Below are 21109 nucleotides of genomic sequence, written 5' to 3' on the forward strand. Positions count from 1 at the left end.
AAAGTTTCTAACTAATCCATTGCGACATTTTAAGAATTATTTAATTAATTTTTTGATTTTTACTATTTAATAAATAAATTCCCATAAAACTGCAATAATTGTTCATGTTAACAAAAAAATATTAGTATTATTTTAGCTTTGTCTATTGAATAGGTAAGATAGGCTAGCTTCATAACATATAGAAAAGCTATAACTAATTGAGTATATACCTCAAATAAGTTATAGCTTTTCCTATAGGTATTTCACTTTTTATTCAATAAATAACTGTTATATATATACACTTAGCTATCATTGCATGTAATTTCAGCAAAATACTATGTTGTTGTTAATTAGAATTTGTAAGTACCTTGGATACGAGTGTAGTTACCTAATTTAAAGTTTTCTCCACCATATAAAGTATCACGTTGTCCAATACCTTTTGCATCGAATGTATAGAATGCCTCAACTAAGAAGTCTTTACGAGGAACATAGCCACCACCCAATGTAAAGCTACGGATACCATCTAAGTAACGATCTGGCACAGCACCTGTACCATTGCCACCGAAGAAGGAACCATGAGCAAAGTATTTGTAATCCATAAATGCATTCCAGCTACCAGGTCTTGTGTAATCAGATTGACCGATGTCGAGACGAGCTGTCCAGAAGTGTGGCGTACCACCCATGGAGTGACCTTTTACTGTAAAGTCAGCTGTATTTCGTACATGATCAAAGTTTGTATGTCCGTTCATATAGCGACCGAAATCACTGCGGTTGAAACCATAATCTAAGGAGATAAGAGCATTATCACCGACTTGATATTGTGCACCAATGGCAAAGATATTAGCCAATCGTTTTGATGTATATGTATCATTAGCTAAATCTGGCACTTCAGATGTTACATCTCCGTAAATAGGTTTTGGGTCCCACTCATCTGTATGTCCTACTATAGCTCGGTGCGTAAGCATCTTAGTTTTTGCATGACCAGCTTGCATTGAATGTTCATTATTATTCAAGGAACGTAAGAACCATGCTTGAATTCCTAACCGCGGATTAACTTGCGTTTTATATTGAGCAAAAATAGCTTTATCAATAGCAGGGATGTTATCACGCTCTAATTTTAACCCTGTTACTTTAACTGGTTTGCCCACAACTTTTTCTAGGGCTGCACGAGGCAATGTATTACCTTGTTCAGAGTCTTTTATTGCTGTTAATAGTTCTTTTAAATATTCTTTTGCAATAGAAGGTAATGTGTTATCACCATACTCATTTTTTTCTGGTTTAAAGTTGCCACCTTTTAACTCTTCTGCAACATCGTAAGAATTCATTTTATATCCATTAGGAGATTCATAATTACCGTTTTTGAAAACTTTAACCACGCGTTTGAACTTATACTCATTTACTGGATTAGACCATTTATTTGCTTCAGAAGACCAAGAGGATATCTTTTTATAATGGTCACCTTCCATCTTATAGATTTCCATATCTTTTAAAGCTGAATTCCTATAGTCTCTATCATATAGATAGATTTCATTCCAATTTGTTTTAGCTAATAATTCAGCAGCTGCCATATAGCCTTCTTCTAACTGCGCTTTATGTTTGTCAATATAGTCAGGCGCTAAAATAGAACTATCTGATAAAGGAGCTGCTAATTTTTTATTCAGCGCTTCTTTTTCTACTACTTTCAATTCATACAATACTTTATTTTTTTCTGTTTTGAATTGTTTTTCAGCATCAGAATCTTTAGAACGAATCTTGTCTTCACTATACGTAATGTTATGACTATAACCATTCATTTTCAATTGTAGCAAGGCTGTATTATGATTAGCATCCTCTACCTCATAGAACATCAACATAGATTCAGGTTCTTTTTCCATTCTGTAGCTAATCACTTTATCTTTTAACAGTTCTGGATATGCTTCATTTATAATTTTCGCCATACGTTGAAGGATTTCTATTTTTTTAGCATCTTTTTCAGCATCCGTCGCATTCGGCATAGACGCATCTACATCAGCTAATTGTTCTAAGAAGTATAGGTTATCATTTTTACCTTTAAAGTCTTTCAAGTACGTTTCCATTGGTGATCCTTCACCAGGAATCTTGTTACCATCTACTTTATCTACAACGCCCCATTTATCTGCATACATCGCTTTATCTACATCGTATGGATACAAGTGATTTAAACCAATAAATTCTTCTAATGTTGGAGCTCTGAAATATGTAGAGTATGTGCTATGGCTATACGCAGAGTCTGTAATACCAGTGCTTCTTTTGAAAGAGCCGATACCCGTACGGAATTGATTACGTTGATCTGTCCAAACAGCACGAATGCCATCAAACGTTTTATTAAACCAATAACCTGTGGTACCCATAGATTCAGATAAACGACCGATAGAGAAATCCCAACGTCCATTAGAATTTGTTACGTCCAAGTTTTCCAATCGTTGTTTATTCAGACCTTTAGATTGAATTGTAGTGGATGTTGTATCTACAGAGTGATTTCCACTAGCACTAGCAAGAACTTTTACATTAGTAGTATCATTGATTCTTGCATCTACACCAAAACGAATACGTTGTTCTAACCCATGCTCTTTTTGATCTTTTAAGTTATATTCAGCATTTCCTACATACGAAGTACTTGTGTACAAGGATTGTGGACGTTCAGAACCACCATGTGCCATTAAGCGTGCACGATAATCGCCAATAAATTCAGTTCCTTTTTCTTTCTTAGCATCAAATGGTCTTTCTAAGAATTGATGTTCACGTCCCATATCATCGCCATTCACAGTAGCTATAGCTTTATCTACATGAACTTTTGCAATAGGAGTTGTACCATTTACACCAGTAGCACCGATAGAACCTTGACCTTTGGCATCTTGAGCTTTACTGTCACCGCCTGCACCGAATTTAAGGTTTACACCAAAACGATATACGCGAGATTGCGTAGCTCTATCATCATCACGATGATCAAAGATATTATTAACGCCGAAATACACTAAGGAATCATTACCAAACTTACGTTGTACCATGGCATTCCATGTACCAAATGATTTTTCTTCATATTGATTAGAGACATTGTAAATAGCACTATCTTCATCGATACGTCCAATCCAATAGTTTGATCTATTTTTTTGCGTATTGCTATCTAACATCTTATGGTAATAATCTGCCCAAATTTGTGCATTCCATTTTTTAGTTTCATAAGTAATGCCGAAGTCAATTTTATTGGTTGGACGATCTAATAAATGTTTTGGCATTGTTGGGTCCGATTTATTCAATGCTTGTAAGCGAGTCCAGCCAAAGCGAGTACTCCATTTAGATCCAATTTTATGTTTCCACTCAATTTGAGCCCCCGTAACTTTGGCTTTGCCAATATTTTTGAAACTGTAGATTAAATCTGGTGCTTGCATCCATTTATCTTCGTCGCGTAACTGAGGTGCCCAGTCCTGTAACTTGCCTGTATAGTACACGGACATGTAGTTCGTAATATGATTTTGGAACAGGCCGAAACGGGCATAATCATTTTTACCTTCCCCTTCGAAACTAATGTCAATATTTTTTGAAGTTTCAGGTTTAAGATTTGGATTGCCAGCCCAATACCATCCCATTTTAGCTACACCTTGAGCTACTGGGTTAGAGCCAAACATTTCCCAGTTATACCATAATTCACCCATACCTGGTTCAGAATATCCAGTACCGATATTCGCTTTTAAACGACGATGAGCGTTGGAGTTAAGATTATAGGTAGCCCCTAAATTCCAAGAGAAGTGTGTTCCAAATAAACTGCTCTTATCGATACGAAGCGTTGGTTGAACTAATAAATCATTGTTTACTTGCCATGCATCAGATAAGTAGTAATTACTTTTTTTAATACTACCTTCACCTTCTGTGATGCGTTGATCACGTTCACGATATTTTTCTAAAAATTTCACACCATTATATTGGGGAGCTCTTTCTCTTTGTCCAGGATCAAGCGATTCACCTTGATCAAAATATTTTTTAATTAAGCTACTTGCTTGAGCCTTAGCTAAATCTGGGTTTTGTGCCTTTAACTCTTTTTCAAACTTAACCCATCTTTTCCAATACTCATCCGTCATACCATAAGCTTCATATGGGTTTTCAGGCATTGTAGCGCTAGACCACCAAGGAACTTCTACATCTGCATACGGAGATTTATCCAAACCATGTTCACGATAATATTCATATGAAATAGGTGGTGCTTCGCTTTCTTTCTCAGCTCCATAATACTCATAATCCTTATCCCAAATAGGTAAACCTTCTTTACTTGGTTTAAATTTATAATCATGAATATGAGAATACAGACGCAAACTATTGTCACCAGGTCTACGTTGCAAACGGTCAACACCTGCTACTAATAAGTTTTTATCGTAATCCCATGGATCAATATAACGAGTTTTTACATTAGGTGAACTTTTTAGTCGACTACCAGAACCTGTTTCTTTAGTTTGTGCAATCCCCCAGCTCAAAGTATGCTTATCCCCAATAGCAGAGTTTGCATTGAAGCGGATATCTGTTTGGCGATGATCTACATTATCAATATATTTTAATTCATTTTTACCTTCATATTGAGAACGACCAGCATAGTTAATTAAAGAAACATCATTTTCATTAATACGAGAATGATTTAATTCTAATTTCCAGTCACTGGCACCACCACGACCATTCCAAATCATGTTTAATGTATTACGGTTACTATCACGTTTAAAATGACGTTGAGGCTCCATTGGTGACGTACTATTTTTAACCTCCCGATGTAAGTCTTCTGTATAACGATTTAAACGTACTTGAATATTATGTTCTTTATTAATATCATAAATTCCATTAAAACCAATATCAGAAGTATCACCGTAGAAACGAAGTGCATTAGGTTTGAAGTCTCCTTCTAATTTATCACCTGTGTCTCTTCTTTCTTTTGTAGCATATACTGGTAAAATATCACGTTTACTACCAGAGATAGCTACACGTACTTTACCCATTTGTCCAGAATCAGCACGCAAGAAGAAATTAGTATTACCATAGCCAGTTTCTCCACCTTTTGCACGAGATCCTTCACCATTGATTTGGATTGTTGGTTTTTTAGCCGCTTTTTTAGTGATGATATTAACAACACCACCAATGGCATCAGATCCATATTTAGCGCTGGCAGAACCTTGTACTATTTCAATACGTTCTACGTTCTCTGTGCCTAAGCGCATAACTTCATCAGCTGCACCACTGAACTTAGCCAAGTCACCTAATACAGCTTGACCGTCTACTAAAATCAAAGTATGACGGGCTTCTGCACCACGAATGGATACACCCACACGACCCATGGAGTCTACAGTTTTTGATACGCCACTTTCAGTGAAAATGATATCTTCTACTGATTTAGCTTGTTTTTGTTCAATATCCTTTTTAGTAATAATGCTCACTTGTTGTGAGTTATATTTAGCCTCTTCATGAGCTCTATCAGCTGTAACATATACAGACCCCTCAGCTTGTACTGAGTTGGAATACATTAAACCTGGTAGCGCTATCCATGTAGCAATCGCACATGATAGCATGAAGTATTTCTGTTGCTTTCTACGATTTGTCGTCATGGCAATCTACTCCTACATACAAAAAAATTAACACAAATAATAACACAAATGACAAAAAATATCATTTTGCTTTAATTTTATACTAATTTATCTATCAAATCCACTCCGAAAGGTTTTCAATTAGCCCATTTAGTTATGTTTTTTGTAAATATTTCTCATTTTATAATGTAATAGGTATATAAATTAGGTTTATTAGCATATATTTCTATCGATCAACGAAGGGTACATATAAGTCTACTTATATACGTATAACCATTACACACTCTTTTAAGGAGATTCATTAAAGAGTATTATAGTCCTTCCTATTTTAAGATCATATGAGTGTCAATACATAAAATGCCTAATGAGCACTAGATACGCACTCATTAGGCATTAAAAATAATCTTTTACATTACATCATGGATGTATACAATAAAATAGTATTAGAATTTATATGTTCCTTGAATTCTTGTATAGTTACCTAATTTAAAGTTTTCTCCACCATACAATGTATCACGTTGTCCAATAGCTTTCGCATCAAATGTGTAGAATGCTTCTAGTAAGAAATCTTTACGAGGCACGTAACCACCACCTACAGTAAAGCTACTAATACCATCTAAGTAACGATCTGGAACAGAACCACTACCATTACCACCAAAGAAGGAACCATGATCAAATCGTTTATAATCGATGAAACCATTCCAACTTCCTGCACGTTTATAATCAGATTGACCTATATCAAAACGCACTACCCAGAAGCTTGGATTTCCACCCATAGCACGACCAGTTGGTGTAAAGTTAATACTACCTGGAACATAGTTATACACAGTACGTCCATTCATAAAGCGACCAAAGTCAGTTCTGTTTTGACCATAGTCAAAGGATACAGATGCATTACCTGTACTATATTTTGCCCCAATACCGATTACATTAGCCACACCTTTGAAAGTTGTACTTGATGTACCTAAGCCACTAGCAAATTGTACTGTATTTGTATCATTACCCATGGAACGCAAGTACCAAGCAGTAAGGCCTAATTGCTTACCAACCATATGGCGTAACTGTACATAACCAGCTCGTTTAATCGGTGGAATGACATCACGTTGTAATACAATGCCTTCTGCTGGAATGATAGCGCCAGTGTATGGAATGAAAGCTTCTCTTGGCAATTTACTATGTCCATCTGTCGCTTCTAGGGCGTTGACTAGTTCATTGAAGTAGCTCGCCACAAGATATGGATACATACCAGATTCATATGTTTTGGCAATAGATGATTCACCAGGAGTACCGATAGCAAGGTAATTCATTTCATAAAGTTTATCGCCTATGTTATCTAACAAGCTACTCTCTGCCTCAACTTTTACTACCCCTGCATTAAATGAGTTTTTAGCAATCGCTTCTGCTTGCTCTTGATAACCTTTTAGGATGGCTTCTTTATTCGATTTAAACCATTCTTTTAAAAATTCTTTCTTATTATTTCCCAGAACTTTCATATCAGTTAACTTTAATTTAAAGATAGGGTTCTCTAAATTAGCACCGCTAGGACTAATAGGTTTAGTGAAAGAACTTTCTCTGTCTGGACCATCCACTACAGGTTGATCATCAGGCCCATATACTAGTTCACCATCATCATCATACTTATAGCTTTTTTCTTTGCCAGTTAGTCTATAAGTTATTTCTGGCATCTTAATCGGAATCGTAATTTCTTCTTCTGTTTTTTTAGCTAAATTATATTTTTTAAAAGCTTTATCATGACCATAGGCTTTAAGCACATTTTCTTGCATACGAGATACTACATCATATTGGGCATCGATATTAACATCTAGTTTAGTGCTAACTTCTTGAAGTTCTTTTGTTTTTGCCTCAATATCTTTGCGATACTGCTCTTTCTTTTCAGGTGTATCAGCAATGTATTCGTTGTCCATTTCATCTTTCAAGGTAGCAAGTTCACTAGCAAACTCTTCTTTTTTCTCACTTAGTGATTTGTAATCCCCTTGTAAGGCTTTCAATTGTTGATAGAAATTAATTGTATTTGGTGCATCCTTCACGACTTTTTCAACTTTTGCACCACCTACTAATTTTTTATCTTCTTCAGAAAGACCCGTGTAATCAAAGGTTGTTCCTACGAATTCATCCACAGTTGGAGGTCGTTTGAATTTAGTGAAAATTGCATGGGTGTATGCAGAATCTTCAATACCTGTACTATGACGGAAATCACCATAACCAATACGCACTTGATCTTTATCGCTAGTCCAAACACTGCGTAGTCCATCAAATTCCTTATTAAACCAATAGCCGGTCATACCAAATTTCTCAGTCAATCGACCGACACTGAAATCCCATTTAGCATGATGGTTTGTGACATCTATTGTTTCTAAACGGCTATGAGAAAGTCCTTTAGACCCTGTTGTGACATGCGATGCATCGACGCCTTCTTGACCTTGTGCTGTAGCTACTACTTTTACATTCGTATGATCGCCCACACGAGCATCCACACCTAAGCGTAAGCGACTATGGAAGCCATGTTCATTTTTATCTTGTAAGTTTTTCAATGCTCCATCGCTAATTGAACTTACTGCTGTCACACGGTTTGCTGGTCTATCACTGCCTAAGTGACTGTCACCACCAAATCGGATATCTCCCACTACAGTAGCCCCTTTTTCTCGATTTTGGTCAAATTGAGATTCTAATACTGACGGCGTTAGAGCTTCTTGAGCTTTAGATACACCATGTTCTGTGATTGGAGTTGTTCCATTCATTGCTACAGCCTTCGCATCAGTATGTTTAGAAGTACTAGAACCATCGGAACCAAATTTTAAGTTCATACCAAATCGGAACTGACGTCCTTGTAGAGCAAAATCATCATCACGATGGTTGAATAGGTTGTTCATGCCAAAGTAAACAAGGGAATCTTTATCGATTTTTTTCTGTACAATCATATTCCAAATACCATAGGTTTTCTTCTTGTACATATCCGCTGTTTTTTTCGTATTGAACTCGTACGTGATAATAGACTTATCGTTATTTTCTGGATTTACTTGTGATGTAATATAGTTACCACCGCCAGCAACAGAGTTACTATCTAACATACCATAATAGTAATCAGTCCAAATATTGCCACTCCAGCCACTTACTTTATCTTCTAACTCCAATCCTAAATCGAGTTTATGCATTGGTTTGTCCAACAATCGTTTTGGCATATCTGGATTCGTTTTATTCACTGCATCTAAATATGTATAACCTACTTTTAATTTCGCATGGTCATTCAACCGTTGTTTCACTTCTAGTTCAACACCATTGACACGAGCTTTTCCGATATTGCGGAATGTATAAAGCATATCTGGTGCATGCGCATATTTTGTAGCTCCGAAATAAGTGCTTTCATCAAGATATGGATAGAAATCCATTAAATGTCCAGTATTAGCAATGGTCATATAGTTGCGAATTTGATTACGGAAAGCCGTCAATTTCATATAGGTATTTTTATTTTCTCCTTCAAAGGAAATATCTATATTTTTTGACGTTTCCGGTTTCAATGTAGGGTTGCCAATCCAATACCAACCTAAGCGAGCACGTCCACCTGACAATGGAGCCACATTCGTTACCGTAGGTCCAAACATTTCCCAGTTATAGTATAGTTCACCCATACCTGGCTCTGTGTAACTGGTTCCTACATTGGCTTTCAAGCGACGATGGGCATTGCCACCTACATTGTGTGTAACACCCATATTGAACGTCATATGAGATCCGAATAAATCACTATGATCTAAACGTACAATTGGTTGTAACAGAGTATCCTTGTTGATTTGCCATGTATCTTGCAAGAAGAAATGTTGTTTCCGTAATCTTGCACTACCCATGGTTTGCTGATTGATACGTTTATTGTATTCATCTTTGAAATGACCGCCATTAAATTGAGGTCGTACAATTTTGAAAGATGGATCTTCCATGTAATAGAATAAAGCTAAATAATCTTTATTAATTACAGGTGGTTTGACCCCATCAATGGTTTCAGTACCTTGATGACCTGGGCCATATTTAGCAATCAGTTCTTTATTGTACGGAATTTCATTTAATTTATCGTTGAATGCCTTGAATCGTTTCAATGCTTCTGGATTACGGGATTCCATATTGTTTGGTGTATATCCAGAGTTATACACAAGTCCATGGAATGCAGCAGGGTCTAGATTAGCCTCTGGGTCTAAATAGTTTTTGAAATCTTCATAAGTAAACTCTGGCACACTCGTTTTATCTGTATGATCGTAGCCATACCATTCTTTTTCTTTATCCCATTGTAATACGCCATCACTATTTTCTTTGAAAGAATGACGATAAATGGTACTTTCTGGTTTACCATGTTTTACAGCTAAACTTTTATCATAGTCCCATGGATCAATATTTCTAACCCATGTATGAGGTGCACTTTTTAGACGGCTACCTTCGCCACTTTCAGTAGTATATCCAAAACCATAAGAAAGTAAGTGATTATCGTTGGCTTGAGTGTCTCCAGTGATATTAAAGCTCCATTGTTTATGGTCCACATTGTCCACATAGTTCAATGTGTTTTTACCTTCATAATTACTGCGACCATACTCACTTGTTAAGGTTACATCATCTTCTTTTGTACGAGTATAGTTTAATTCAACCTTCCAATTGCTTTTTTCATCTTGTCCTGCATAGGAAAGGTTACTTTTATTTCTATCTAAATCACGTTTGTAATGAACTTGTGGTTCATCTTCGGAGTTTGTACGTTTTACAAAACGTTCTAAATCTTCGTTATAACGGTCTGTTGTAAATGTAAATGAATTATTTTGATTCACATCATAAATCGCAGACAATCCTAAATTGGAGTTTGTTCCGTAATACCTTAAGGAATTTTTAGGAAATTGTTCATTGACAGCTGCATTACCAAATGGAACTTCTTTTCTTTCTCTCGCTGCATATACAGGAACGATATCACGTTTACTACCATGAATATTCACACGTAATTTACCTTGTTGGCCAGAGTCAGCACGCATAAAGAAGTTACTATATGGGAACAAACCTTGATCCCCACGGGAACGAATACTTTCACCATTGATACGGATATTCGCATTTTTATTTGGTTTATTCGTGATGACATTGATAACACCACCAATGGCATCGGATCCATATTTTGCACTGGCTGCGCCTTGGATAATTTCTATACGTTCTACATTTTCTGTACCTAGTCGTTGTAATTCATCACCTTGACCTTGGTATTTTGCAAATTCACCCATCACTGGCTGCCCATCTACAAGAATTAATGTATGACGAGGTTCAGCACCACGAATCGATACACCGACACGACCCATGCTGTCCACTGTACGACTCACACCAGCTTGTGTAAATACAATATCTTCCACAGATTTAGCCTGTTTTTGTTCAATATCTTTTTTAGTAATGATTTGCACTTGTTGAGAGTTATATTTTGCTTCTTCTTGTGCACGGTCTGCTGTAACAAACACAGATCCTTCTGCCTGTACAGGTGCTAATCCACCAAGTAGATACCAAGAACAAGCCATCCAACTCATGACTGCACCAGTAAGTAAACATTTCTGATACGGCTTAGAATAATGCATAGCATTCCACCATCTTCCTATAAATACAAATAAATTTGATAACATTAATCATTTGTATTATAGACCTAATCAAATATCCCATCTACTCCATATGGATTTCAAATGCTCCATTTGATTCACGAATTGTAAAATTATATTTATATTTTAGACGATGAGTTCATGATAATATACTTTAATCATATCTAACTTTCATGATTATATGTTTATATTTCATTGACACTTATCACAGCTAGGAATATAATAATAAATGAGTATGAATAGGGAAATAAAGATTCATGCTTTTGGGTATATTCTAGTTTTAGGTAAGGAGAATTATTATGAAATTCTTTTCTAAAAGCGCTATGATTGCGGCATTAGCAGTAACTGCAGCTTTCGGCGTTTCTCAATCTACTGATGCGGCGTACATGTTAAACTCTGAAGTAAAAGATGCAACTCCAGCATTACAAGAAGCTGCTTCCATTGGTGTTCGCACATATGAAAATCCAATGATGAAAAACGCAATGAATAAAGATGCTATCGTAGTTATGTCCTTTGGCACTACTTTCAAAGATACTCGTGCAAAAACAATTGATGCTACTATCAATGAAATCAAAGCACAACATCCAAATGTTAAAGTTGTAACTGCTTTTACATCCCATATTATTATTGATCGCATTAAAGCCCATGAAGGTATTACATACCCTACTCCAGAAGAAGCATTAGACCAATTAAAAGCTGATGGATACACTCGTGTTGCTTTAACAACATTAAATATGATTCCAGGCATGGAATATAACTATGCTGGTGCTGTATTCAACCATCATAAACAAGATTTCAAAAAAATGACATTAGGTTTACCTTTAATGTACTGGATGGGCCAAGAAGAACAACGCGATGATATTGAACAAGCATTAAAAGCATACTCTTCCCAATTCCCTATGATCCAAACAAAAGATTCTGCTGTATTGATCATGGCTCATGGTACTCCAGATCCATCTAATGCGTACTATGCAGTAATCCAAGATCGTATCGATTCCATGGGATTCCAAAATACATACCTTTACACAGTTGAAGGATGGCCAAACCTTGAAACAGTTATCCCTCAATTGAAAGAAAAAGGTATCAAACACGTTACATTAATGCCATTAATGATGGTGGCTGGTGACCATGCAAACAACGACATGGCTGGTGACGAACCTGATTCACACAAAAGCATCCTTATGAAAGAAGGCTTCACTGTAGATACTTACATCCATGGTGCTGGTGAAAACCAACAAATTCGTGATATTTTTGCTGAACGTGCTTCCGAAGCATATGATGCATTAGTAAAATAATTGCAATCACAATAGTATAGTATTAAAATTTAGGGGGATACGTTTCGTATCCCCTTATTTGAAAGAAATAAACAATGAAAACATATTTAAAAATTTGTAGTGCTGTTCTACTTTCCACTTCTTTGTTACTAGGTGGATGCGCAAAAACAGGTCCTACTACAACAGAAACAACTCGCACTGTCTCTTACCAAGATCAGTCCTACACAATTCCTGCTAACCCATCCAAGGTGGTAGCCCTATCTAACTCTATTTCTAAAATGATCTATGCTGTAGGTGGCAAAGCCATCGCTCGTGTTGAAAGTAACGAAAAATTACCTAGTGAAATTGAATCATTACCAAGCATAGGCCATACAGCCAATCCTAATATGGAACAATTAGTTGGTCTACATCCTGATTTAGTATTAGGCTTACCTAGCCAACATGAAAAATTCAAAGGGCAACTAGATAGCAATAACATTCCATCTATTTTGATTAACTATGATGGAATCAATGATAATATTCCATTATTAACATTATTGGGCAATATTTTCCATACAGAAGACAAGGCCAAATCTGTCATCGAAGATTACAATAAAAAAATCGATACTGTGAAAGCTGCTGTCCCTAAAAATAAACCTGTCAAAATCGCTGTATTACGAGCTACCGGTAAATCGGTAACAGCCGAAACTCCTCTAGCAATCACAGCGTCTATGGTTCGTGAATTAGGCATTACCAATGTTGTCGAACAACATTTAAAAGATAATGTAACTTCTAAAACAGTGCCTTATTCCTTAGAAACATTAACAGTAGATAACCCGGACATAATCCTTGTTGTTACCATGGGTAAAAAGGATGAAATCAATGCAACCTTTGCCAAAGAAATGACTAGCAACCCAGCTTGGAATCAATTACAAGCTGTGAAAAATGACAAAGTCATCTTCTTACCATCCCAATGGTTCTTATTGAATCCTGGCTTGGAAACACCAGAAGCTATGGCTGAATTAGTCAATATTATCTATGGTGTGAAAGTACAATTATAAACGATAAAATGCATGCTAACGTATATAGCAACCTATATACTGTATAGCATGCATTTTAATTTGCTATCTTGTTGCTTTTTAAATTTTAACTTTCCCAAGAAATATCTATAATATCAAGACTATCATCAAATTTAACAGCTAAAATTTCATCACTTTCTTCTGGAGAAATCATATAATCTACAATCATTACATTCTCTCCATCTGTCCATAATCCAATATTCGTAACTTTCATACATTCTACAAATCCATTTACATCTTCTGGTAAATCAAGTTCTAATTCTTCTTTATGAAATGTAATATATGTATTATCTTCTAATAGATATTCTCCTATTACTTTTCTAGCTTTTTTGTTATATTCACCAAAATTTTGTAAAAATTTCGTAAAATTATCTAATAATACTGTTGTGATTTTAGCTGGTTTACCATACCAAAGTGTTGTATTAATTCCATTTACCTCTTCTTCCCACAATACAACAACATCGTTACTAAATCCCATACCATCGTCTAATCCATTTACTAAATCTAATTCTCCAAAAAATTCATGTTTTATTTTTTCCATATTCTACCTCATTACACTTTTTATTTATTCTATAAATTAACTTGTTACATCTATCCATTTTCTGCATTAATTCCAAGTGTAGGGATAATACTTTCTACAGTTTCTTCGGGAAAACTTAGATTCATATAAAATAAAATCTTCTTTATTTAATAAATAGTTCATATATCCCCCTTTGAAATTAATTTATCGGTATATACTCTAAAACAATATCACAAAGCTTTCCCTTTTCATCATACCCAAAATATACAGGATACTGTCCATCTCCAAAACCAGACTGAATCATAGGAATTGATAAATCTGTATTAGGAATTTTAAAGTTTATCCAGTCTCCATCTTCTCTTTGAAATTTTGGATATTTCATGGCATTTTCTTTAAATTCCTTTGCAAAAAAATCATTATAAATATTTTTTTCAGTATTTTCTTTATACCACTTCTCTACAAAATCACAATATTTATCTCTTGTTTCTACATCAACTATAGTTGCCAATCCTGCATCAACCATAAATCCAAAAATACTTTCACTATCTACACCTTCTAGGTTTTCATCACCTTTTAAAGCTTCGTAATAAATCACTGGCTTATTTTCATTAAATTTTACTCTTGTAAGTACATAACGATAGTGTTCTTCTTCGATTTTTACTACCAAAGTTTCAATGCTATACTTTCCTCTTGGTACTTTGGTTAAATAAGGTTTTTCTGCTCTACTCAGCCAAACCAAAGGATCTCTTACCAAAAGTTCTCCCGTCGGAAATATGATTTCTCCCATTTCTAAAACAAATAATTTTTTTCCATGAATTTCATTTTTTTCAAAAACTTCTGCATAGTTCATAGGGGCAACTAATAAATGTTTTACTGTTTCATATTTTTCAATCCATTCTTTTGTTGTATTCATATATACTCCTTTAAAAATTTATCGTTCTACCCTATTCCTAATCTTTCACCACGTATTTTAAAAATAGAATCCTAAGTTCTATCATTCTTTTTTTTGTTCTAAACCTTTTTCAATGAGGATTGCATTGTGGCCAATTTATCAAATAAGGAAACATTTAACATATCTGCTTCACTTGCATATTTAAACCCCCTCGATTTCGAGGGGGTTAAATTCTGGACTATTTAACTTCTCCCAAATCCCTAAATATTCGATAGTATTAAAATTATTCATCAATTTTACTCATTAATATACCGTTATTGTATCATACAATTATTGATTTATATACTAACACCATCAGTACATATCCCAACTAAAAAAATCGGCATAGTCCATGGTTATGACTATGCCAATTTACAAAATGATAACTCCTTTGTTAAATTTTACTCAAGTGCTACAGCAACCCCTGTATCCGTATGTAAGGAAACTCCCCTACTTCTACGTCTGTTCTAACAGCAAATACTTTCTCTAGTAATTCTTCTGTCATCACATCTTTTGGTGATCCATCGGCCAAGATCTGTCCTTGATAGAGTACTCCGACCCGATGGGAATATTGTGCGGCTTGGTTCAATTCATGGAGAACCATAACAACTGTTAACCCTTCACGGCGATTTAAGTCCTGTAGTAACTCCATAATCTCCAATTGATGGTTAATATCTAAATACGTAGTAGGCTCATCCAAGATTAATACTTTTGGTTCTTGAGCTAACGCCATAGCAATCCATACACGTTGCCGTTCCCCGCCGGATAAGGAAGATACTAGCTGATTCCGTAAATGACTCACTTGTGTGGCCTCTAAGGCAGCATCTACCACTTCTTTATCATGAGACCCTTGTTGCTTCCACCAAGATTGGTAAGGAAATCGACCACAGTTAACGAGTTCTTCTACTAACATATCTTTCGGGATAGATGGTACTTGTGGTAAGAATGCCATATATCTAGCCAATTCTTTATTAGAAAAGCCCTTTGCCTCTTTCCCTGCAATTTGGATGGTTCCCGTACTTTTAATAGCACTGGTAATGGCATGTAATAAAGTACTTTTACCACAGCCATTAGGACCGATTAAGGTAGCGATTTCCCCTTCGTACACGGTCCAATCGATGCCCTTTAAGACTTCTTTTTCACCGAAGGAGACATGACAATCTTTCACAGAAATTACTGGTTTCATTAGTCATCCCTCCTCAATAAATACAAGAAGAATGGAGCCCCAAAGAATGCCATAATGATGCCTACTGGAATCTCGATAGGGCTAAATAATGTACGTCCCACTGTGTCGCTAATAACAAGCACAAACGCTCCTAAGAAGGCAGATCCTGGTAATAGAAAGCGATAATCTGTGCCCAACATCATGCGCGCAATATGCGGAATAATCAATCCTACGAAACCAATTAAACCCGCTACTGATACGGCACTGGCTGCTAATAATGCTGCCACAGCAGTCATCATAAACCGTGTTTTTTCAACGGCTAAGCCTAAACTGCGTGCTGTTTCATCACCTAAGCTGAGTATGGTCAATCGTTTTGCCCCTAAGAAGGCAAATAACAAGCCCCCTATTGTATAAGGAATTAAGACATATACTTGTGGCCAACTACGAGCGGCTAAACCGCCAACCATCCATAGTAGAGCCCCTTGCACACGATCTCCATAGAATACAAGAAGGGCAGATATCATGGACCCTAAGAATGCTGCTACGGCTACCCCAGCCAAGATAATACGACTTGGACGTATACCCTGTTTCCAGGCTAAGGCATACACAAGTATGGCCGCTGTCAAAGCGCCAATGAAGGCGATGAATGGCACTGCATATTCTAGGTAAGGAAATAAAATTAATACTATGACACCAGCTAATCCTGCCCCCGAGGAAACCCCTACGATTTGCGGATCTGCTAATGGATTTTTCATTACTGCTTGTAAAATAGCACCTGCTACAGCTAGATTTGAGCCTACTAGAGCCGCTACTATATTTCTCGGTAAGCGAATGTTCCATATGACTAGTGAGTTTGTATCAGATAAAGTGGGAGACCACAGTGTATGCCAAATTTGAGCCAATGTAGTCTGGGCGGACCCAAATACTAATGACAAGATTAGGGCAGCAATCGCTGCTGCCCCAAACACTAGAACGAGAAACATACGCCATGCATTGCGTGTTTGACTCGTTCTATTCATTATTTCTTTTCTTTTCCTTCTACAAATAACATGTCGTTACGTTTTACATCTGTGTAGAACAATGCGTTAACAACGGATGCAGCAATGGAGCTACCACCTTTGTTACCTTGAATTGTAATGTAAGGAACTGGAGATACTTCTGCCAAATAATCTTTAGATTCTGCAGCACCTACGAAGCCTACTGGAATCCCGATGATTAAAGCAGGACGAATACCTTCTTCTAAGGCAAGGCGCAATACTTCGTATAAAGCAGTCGGTGCATTACCAATCGCCACGATTTGGCCTTCTAACTGTTTACCGAATGTACGCATCGCAGCAATAGAGCGTGTCACACCTAATTCTTTTGCCATTTCAGCTACTTTTTCGTCACGAATTAAGCAATGTGCTTCACTGTTATGAAGTTTCAATGCTGGTTTAGAAATACCTGTGCGCACCATTTCCACGTCAGTGTAAACATGAGCGCCATTATTAACAGCTGCAATACCTGCCGCTACAGCGCCTTCACTAGTACGGAATAATTTCGCATATTCTACGTCACCAGATGCATGGATAGTACGAGATACCACACGAATTTCGTCATCAGTAAATCCCATGTCTTTCACATATGGGTAAATAATTTCCATACTTTTATCTTCAATTGCTTTAGGGTTTTTAATGTAATCCATCGTAATCCTCCCATAGAGTTTTAAATTCTTCTACTGTTGAAATCGTCACTGCTCCTTTCGCCGGTGTTGGTCGATCGATAACAATGACATGAACATCTAAATCGATAGCAGCTTGTAACTTAGTGTCTGAACCTCCTACAAGGCCAGAGTTTTTCATGACTACTACCTCTGCTTTTGTATCTTGGAACATGACCTTATTCATGTCATAAGAAAATGGTCCTTGCATAGCAATGGTATATTTAGGAGATACTCCCAAATCTTCCATCATCTGCAGCACTTCCGCCGTCGGTAATACACGAGTCCATACTTCTTTATCTTGTAGAGCTTCGGACTTGGCAAAGATATGCATCGTCTTACTACCTGTTGTAAGATATACCACCTTACCTAGTTCACCTGCTAAAGTAGCTGCCTCTTCTTCATTGCTCACATGATGTAATTTATCATACTCTGGCAATGGCACTTCTTTCCGTTCAAATCGAATGAAAGGAATTTCCATATTTGCAGCGGCTTCACGAGCTGTAGCAGTCACAATCGCCGCATAGGGATGGCTCGCATCGATGAGCATCGTAATGCCTTTATTTTGAATGAGAGCTTTCATCTCCTCTAAATTTAAGCGTCCTTCATGGACTTCAATACCTAGATGGGATGCTAATTGTGCCCCATATTGGCTCACCACAGACACCAACACAGGTAATCCTGTATGCTCTTGTACTGCTACCGCCAAATTACGGCCATCTAGCGTACCCGCTATGACCCAAATCACAGTTTATATCCTCGCGGCGTAATGATTTTACCATTTTCCACATACGTTTGGCTGTTACCAATGATAACTAATGTTTGCATATCGATTTCTTCTTTATGGAAATGCTCTAAATCAGAAATAATAATATGTTGACCTACACGACCCGCTTTTTGGACAATGCCTACTGGCGTTTTAGGGTCACGATGTTGCAATACTAGTTCACGCACTTCATCTAAATGAGTGACACGCTTTTTACTACGTGGGTTGTACAATGCGATAACCATATCTCCTTCTGCACATAGGGCCGCACGTTTTTTGATTAAATCCCATGGTGTCATTAAATCACTTAAGCTGATAACAGCGAAGTCATGCATCAATGGAGCACCCAACACAGCTGCTGCCATGTTTACAGCGCTTAAACCTGGTACGATATGTACAGGAGGACGTTTTTCCTCTGCCACTTTATTAGCCAATTCGATGACAAGACCCGCCATGCCGTATACTCCAGGGTCACCACTGGATACCACCACCACTTTATGACCTTCTACAGCTAAGTCTACAGCTTGTTGGCATCGATCCACTTCTTGCATCATGCCTGTTCCTACAGTGACTTTGTCTGCTACAAGGTCTTTAATCAAATCTAAATAGGTAATGTAACCTACCACACGGTCTGCTTGTAAAATCGCTTCCCGTGCTTCTGGTGTCATAAATTCTGGGTTACCAGGTCCGATTCCGATGACTTGTAATGTGCCCGTGCAATGGCTACGGTTGTTCTCGGAAATATTGTTTTGTGCTGCAGTAGCTCCTGCCCCTGCGCTAGTAATAGTGCTGTCGTTTCGCATACGTTTCCTACTCCTATGGTTTGTTTAACAAAATTTGATTCAATAATTTGTGCCTCTTCAATACAAGGGGCCATTTCTTCTTGTGTATAAAATTGGATAGGCCATTTGAGCACTTCCATGGCTTCCAATAATCCTACTTCATCAGCTTTTACGATGACTGAGGCCGCTCCCTTGACACTTAATGGGGATCGTCCTACATTTTTCAATGATTCTGCTACCGCTGAAAGTATCAATTCTTTCGGTGTATCACGGCGACATCCGATACCTACCGTCATAGTCGGTGGTCGCAGCACCAGTGTGACACCTACGCAATCAATGGTTCTATCTGTAATCACAACCTTTGGCTCATCCCCCCATGGGAATACTTCCTCTGGATGAAAGAGAGCATAGTCCACTTGATGTGCTTGTACCGCTAGCTCAAAGTCATCTGCCAAGGTACTATCCAAATAATATTTAACAGATTCTCCATTGACAATAGCTGCATTCACCTTAATAAGCATGGAGAAGTCTTCTACCTTGGCGCCAATTCTTCGAGCCAACACATCTGGTGCAGGCAACTGATTCACGTCTGTAGCTGTCGTAATCACCGGGGTCGCACCGGTAATCATTGCCACCTCGCTAGTCCATTCATTAGCGCCGCCTAAATGACCAGATAATAGACTAATCACAAAGTGACCACCTTCGTCCATGACTAAAATAGCTGGATCTTCCGATTTATGCTTGATGAAAGGTGCAATCATACGCACTACAATGCCTGTGGCCATAATGAATAAGATACGGTCATAGTCTTTCCACAACTGTTTTATATGCGGTTTCAAAGAAGAAAAGGATATGGCTGTGTCTCCACTTTCACGTTCTACTTTTTCATAACAGTCCACCACATGTTCCTGTATATAGGCACTGCGTACTTGTTGGCCTAGCTTAGCCCCACGTTTTGTAACCGATACGATAGCTATCTTCATTACTTAGCATCTCGATACATATGAGCAAAGCCTTTGTCATAGAGTTTAGATAGTTCATAATCTGTATCTAATACACGGCTTACTACAATCATGGCTTGGCGAATAACACCTTCTTCTGCCACCACATCAGCAATCGTTTCTAATGTGCCACGAATAATGCGTTGGTCTGGCCAAGATGCTTTCACAACGATGGCCACTGGTGTCGTTTTATCGTAGCCACCTTCAATTAACTCTGCCGCCACTTTGTCAATCATTTGGACAGACAAGAAAATACACATAGTCGCACCATGGCTAGCTAGCATAGATAATTTTTCTTTTTCAGGCATAGGTGTTCTGCCTTCCATACGAGTGATGATGACAGTTTGCGTTACATTAGGCAATGTGTACTCTTGTTGCAAGGCTGCTGCCGTTGCCAAGAAAGAGCTTACCCCAGGTGTTACATCATAAGTAATACCCATTTCTTTCAAAGCATCCATCTGCTCTTGGATCGCTCCGTAGATAGCAGGGTCACCAGTGTGTAAACGCACTACCGTTTTACCTTCTGCCACACTAGCTTTTGTGACTGCTAATACATCATCTAAGCTCATAGATGCAGAATTATGTATTTCACAGCCCTCTTTACAAGCTTCTAAAATTGCTGGATTTACCAAGGAACCAGCGTAGATTACTACGTCTGCTTCTTGTACTAATCGATATCCCTTACGGGTAATTAACTCTGGATCGCCAGGGCCTGCGCCCACGATATGCACTTGTGCCAT

The 21109-nt window shown here is 37.4% G+C and carries 13 protein-coding genes; 2 read left to right on the top strand and 11 right to left on the bottom strand.

What is annotated here, in order from left to right; translation table 11 throughout:
• Positions 1-329 precede the first annotated feature (329 nt).
• Together EO114_RS01015 and EO114_RS01020 are read right to left on the bottom strand one after the other, a co-directional pair.
• Entirely contained in the window at positions 330-5576 is a 5247-nt protein-coding gene (locus tag EO114_RS01015) for a TonB-dependent siderophore receptor (RefSeq protein WP_127061020.1), read from the bottom strand.
• Between the two features lie 422 nt (positions 5577-5998).
• Complete coding sequence (locus EO114_RS01020) at positions 5999-11155, bottom strand: TonB-dependent receptor domain-containing protein (protein ID WP_206168656.1); 5157 nt, start codon at positions 11153-11155, stop codon at positions 5999-6001.
• A 341-nt stretch (positions 11156-11496) separates the two neighbouring features.
• Between EO114_RS01020 and EO114_RS01025 the strand changes: the two genes are divergently transcribed.
• Both EO114_RS01025 and EO114_RS01030 read left to right on the top strand, forming a co-directional pair.
• Positions 11497-12468 (top strand): sirohydrochlorin cobaltochelatase, encoded by a 972-nt coding sequence (locus tag EO114_RS01025; RefSeq protein WP_370447299.1) that lies wholly within the window; start codon positions 11497-11499, stop codon positions 12466-12468.
• 74 nt (positions 12469-12542) lie between these two features.
• Positions 12543-13487: an ABC transporter substrate-binding protein gene (locus EO114_RS01030; RefSeq protein WP_127061027.1), complete on the top strand. Its 945-nt coding sequence runs from the start codon at positions 12543-12545 to the stop codon at positions 13485-13487.
• A gap of 85 nt (positions 13488-13572) precedes the next feature.
• On the opposite strand, the gene EO114_RS01035 is transcribed toward EO114_RS01030, so the two are convergent.
• The 9 genes from EO114_RS01035 to cobM form a co-directional block, all read right to left on the bottom strand.
• Entirely contained in the window at positions 13573-14046 is a 474-nt protein-coding gene (locus tag EO114_RS01035; RefSeq protein ID WP_127061029.1) for a DUF2004 domain-containing protein, read from the bottom strand.
• Positions 14047-14224: 178 nt separating this feature from the next.
• Positions 14225-14938, bottom strand: a complete 714-nt coding sequence (locus EO114_RS01040; RefSeq protein WP_127061031.1) for a DUF4241 domain-containing protein — start codon at positions 14936-14938, stop codon at positions 14225-14227.
• Positions 14939-15368: 430 nt separating this feature from the next.
• Complete coding sequence (locus EO114_RS01050) at positions 15369-16142, bottom strand: ABC transporter ATP-binding protein (RefSeq protein WP_127061033.1); 774 nt, start codon at positions 16140-16142, stop codon at positions 15369-15371.
• Positions 16142-17104, bottom strand: coding sequence for a FecCD family ABC transporter permease (locus EO114_RS01055; protein ID WP_370447265.1), 963 nt, complete (start codon positions 17102-17104; stop codon positions 16142-16144). The genes EO114_RS01050 and EO114_RS01055 overlap by 1 nt, the downstream gene beginning before the upstream one ends.
• 35 nt (positions 17105-17139) lie before the next feature.
• On the bottom strand, positions 17140-17805 hold the full coding sequence (locus tag EO114_RS01060) for a precorrin-8X methylmutase (RefSeq protein ID WP_127061037.1): 666 nt from the start codon (positions 17803-17805) through the stop codon (positions 17140-17142).
• On the bottom strand, positions 17792-18568 hold the full coding sequence (gene cobK / locus EO114_RS01065) for a precorrin-6A reductase (RefSeq protein WP_127061039.1): 777 nt from the start codon (positions 18566-18568) through the stop codon (positions 17792-17794). The genes EO114_RS01060 and cobK overlap by 14 nt, the downstream gene beginning before the upstream one ends.
• Entirely contained in the window at positions 18565-19254 is a 690-nt protein-coding gene (gene cobJ / locus EO114_RS01070) for a precorrin-3B C(17)-methyltransferase (protein ID WP_240629045.1), read from the bottom strand. Before cobJ ends, cobK begins: the two co-directional genes overlap by 4 nt.
• Positions 19251-20351: a cobalt-precorrin 5A hydrolase gene (locus tag EO114_RS01075; RefSeq protein WP_240629044.1), complete on the bottom strand. Its 1101-nt coding sequence runs from the start codon at positions 20349-20351 to the stop codon at positions 19251-19253. The genes cobJ and EO114_RS01075 overlap by 4 nt, the downstream gene beginning before the upstream one ends.
• The gene (gene cobM, locus EO114_RS01080) at positions 20351-21109 is read right to left on the bottom strand and encodes a precorrin-4 C(11)-methyltransferase (RefSeq protein WP_127010810.1); all 759 of its coding nucleotides are present in this window, start codon (positions 21107-21109) and stop codon (positions 20351-20353) included. The genes EO114_RS01075 and cobM overlap by 1 nt, the downstream gene beginning before the upstream one ends.

This window comes from Veillonella sp. 3627, from assembly GCF_003992195.1.
GTDB lineage: Bacteria > Bacillota > Negativicutes > Veillonellales > Veillonellaceae > F0422.